Consider the following 2,682-nt stretch of genomic DNA (forward strand, 5'->3'; position numbering starts at 1 on the left):
AGGCCGCAGGCGCGCACGCTGGCCCCCTGCAGCAGTTCACGCTGCTCGGCGTCATCGGCCTCATCGACATCCAGATCGCGCGCTCGCCATTGCACGATCGGTAGCCCGGAGCGCGACGCGAGAGTGTGCTGTAGCGCCGGAAAACCGCTCGCTGAAGCCTCTGGCTTGCGCCCGACAACGCCGCTCAGCAATTGCACGAACACCTTGCACTGGCCGAGATCAGCCGCCATGGCCTGCGTGAAGGCCGGCGCACTGTCGCGTGGGTAGTAGCTTGTGGGCAGGGTCCGGAGCCCCATCTGGACCAGGTAGCGACGCAATTCTTCCCGTCGTGGCTCGAGGTCGTCGGTCACCTCCGCGAGGAACACGGTCGGCCCGAGAGGAGCTGCCGCCGGGCGATCGACTTCAGCGAGGCGTTGCAGTTCCTGCGCTATTTCGAGTGCGAGCTGATTCACCCGGCTGTAGTACTCGGGCTCGTTCGCCGTTGGCACCGGCAGACCAAGCGTGCGCGGCGTGCGCGCCGGCCCGTCTTCGATCCACATCCGGTAGGGAAGTAAATCGCCAAATTCGGGAGGCACGCGGCGGCGATCCTCGATGTTATCGAGTTCGACGACGAAGACGCGCGAGCCGGCGCGCTGCTTGTGCTGCACTTCGGAGCGGAAGGTCTCGCGCTCGCGGCGGCACCAGTCGGAGGCGAGGTAGGCTGGCGACATGATCACCAGCAGGCTGGCGGTGTTTTTCACCGAGCGCGCGATGTCGGCGTTGAAGGGTCGGTTGCCCGCGAGTTCGTGGTCCACCCACAGGTCGAAGTCCCGCGGCCGGTCGAAGAGCTTGCGCCGGACGACCGATTCGACGTCGCGCACGAAGGTCGAAACCCAACCTTGCTGTGCGCCCGACAGAGGCTCGTTGTCGATGTGGGCGTAGCTCACAAAAATGTCGTGCTCGCATCCGGGGACGAAGGCCAAGTTCCTCTCCCTGTTCAAGTTGCCGCGGTGCAGCTGAGCGCCGCATGCCGCCACGTCGGTCTGACAACAGAATAAGCGCTGCCCGGGCGCTTGCCAACCCTTGTTTGCGGCGTTCAGGGAAGGTTGAGAGCAGGTCTTTAAGCTGCTTTCTTCAACGAATCGCTGCCGGGGTTTGCGGGCGTCCGCTGCGGCTGAACTGCTGACCGACGACTGCTTCTCGCCTGACCGACAGCTTTGTAGCCAGTGGTAGCCGTCAGCGTCGGCGTTTCCGGTCCCTCTGGCCGGGCAAGCCGTCCTCCGGCCGCTCGATGCGCGCGCACTTCGCCATCAACCATGGCCGGCATGGACCACGGGAAGATGGCCGGAATGAACCACAGCGCGACAGCCATGGATCACAGCAAGCACGGCATGTCGATGGGCGAGCTGGCGACGGCCAGCCAGATCGTGCGCCATGCCCGTACTGAATACAACCCGAGCACCGACATGCGGGTGGACATGCCGCGCATCAATCTCGACGACCCCGGCGTTGGCCTGCGCAACAACGGCCGCAAGGTACTCACGCTCGCCGACCTGTCGACCATCGGCGGGCCGATGGACCCGCGCGGGGCCGAGCGCGAGATCGAGCTCCACCTGACCGGCAACATGGAGCGTTACGCCTGGTCGGTCGACGGCCTCGAATTTGGCCAATCCACCGCGGTGCATTTCAACTACGGCGAACGCCTGCGGGTGATCCTGCACAACGACACCATGATGACCCACCCGATGCACCTGCACGGCATGTGGAGCGAACTCGAGTCGCCGGACGGCCAATTCCAGGCGCGCCGGCACACGATTTCCGTACAACCCGCCCAGCGCTTGAGCTTTCTCGTCACAGCAGACGCGCTCGGTTGCTGGGCCTGGCACTGCCACCTCTTGTTTCACATGGACGCGGGCATGTTCCGCGAGGCGGTGGTGACATGAGCGCTTCAATCAGAAGGGAGAACACGATGCGGCACTTCAGCGCGCTGGCTCTGGGTATCGCCTTGTCGGGCGCCACTACCGCGTGGGCGCAACCAGCGCAGGCGGCGGACGAACACGCGGGATATCACGGCGCGCCGTCACCGGCGCCCGCCGCTGCACCAGCGATGCCGATGTCCGGAATGAACCACGAAGCGATGAAAACTGGCGCCATGCCAGATGCCGACGGCGGCATGAAGAAGACTCATCCGGCCGCCGCTGCCGGCGACATGGCCGGGTTGGACCATGGCGACATGAAAATGCAGGGTGGCAGCGCACCTGCCGACGCCCGCGACCCGAAAGCGTACGCGGACGGCTATACGCTCGATAGGGGAAAGTATGCGCTGCCCGGCACGCAACGTTTGCGCCTGGCGGATGAACATGCTTTCGGCGCCGTGCTCTCCGACAGACTGGAGTGTGCGTACGGTCGCGATGACAAGGCCACCTCCTACGAAGGACAGGCCTGGTTCGGCGGCACCTACGACCGCCTGGCCGTCAAGGCCGAAGGCAACTATGCCGACAGCAGGCTCGAGGAGGCGCGCACCGAAGTGCTGTGGGGGCACGCCATTGCCAGCTACTGGGACACGCAGCTCGGGGTGCGCTTCGATTCGGGAGAAGGCCCCAATCGAACCTGGGCCGCCTTCGGCGTGCAAGGGCTCCCTCCCTACTGGTTCGAGTTGGACGTCACCGGCTACGTCGGCAATGAAGGACGCACGGCACTGCG

The 2,682-nt window shown here is 65.2% G+C and carries 2 protein-coding genes and 1 pseudogene; 2 read left to right on the top strand and 1 reads right to left on the bottom strand.

Features of this window, described 5'->3' with window-relative positions; all coding sequences use genetic code 11:
• The coding region (locus RUW20_RS05030; RefSeq protein WP_313951104.1) for a toll/interleukin-1 receptor domain-containing protein at window positions 1–962 on the bottom strand (962 nt) is incomplete at its 3' end.
• 330 nt (window positions 963–1,292) lie between these two features.
• Here RUW20_RS05030 and RUW20_RS05035 point away from each other — a divergent pair.
• Together RUW20_RS05035 and RUW20_RS05040 are read left to right on the top strand one after the other, a co-directional pair.
• Window positions 1,293–1,922, top strand: a pseudogene (locus RUW20_RS05035) (multicopper oxidase domain-containing protein); the annotation flags it as partial.
• Window positions 1,919–2,682: copper resistance protein B (locus RUW20_RS05040; protein WP_313951105.1), on the top strand; the 764-nt coding region annotated here is incomplete at its 3' end. The pseudogene RUW20_RS05035 and the gene RUW20_RS05040, both read left to right, overlap by 4 nt.

The organism is Accumulibacter sp., from assembly GCF_032229525.1.
GTDB lineage: Bacteria > Pseudomonadota > Gammaproteobacteria > Burkholderiales > Rhodocyclaceae > Accumulibacter.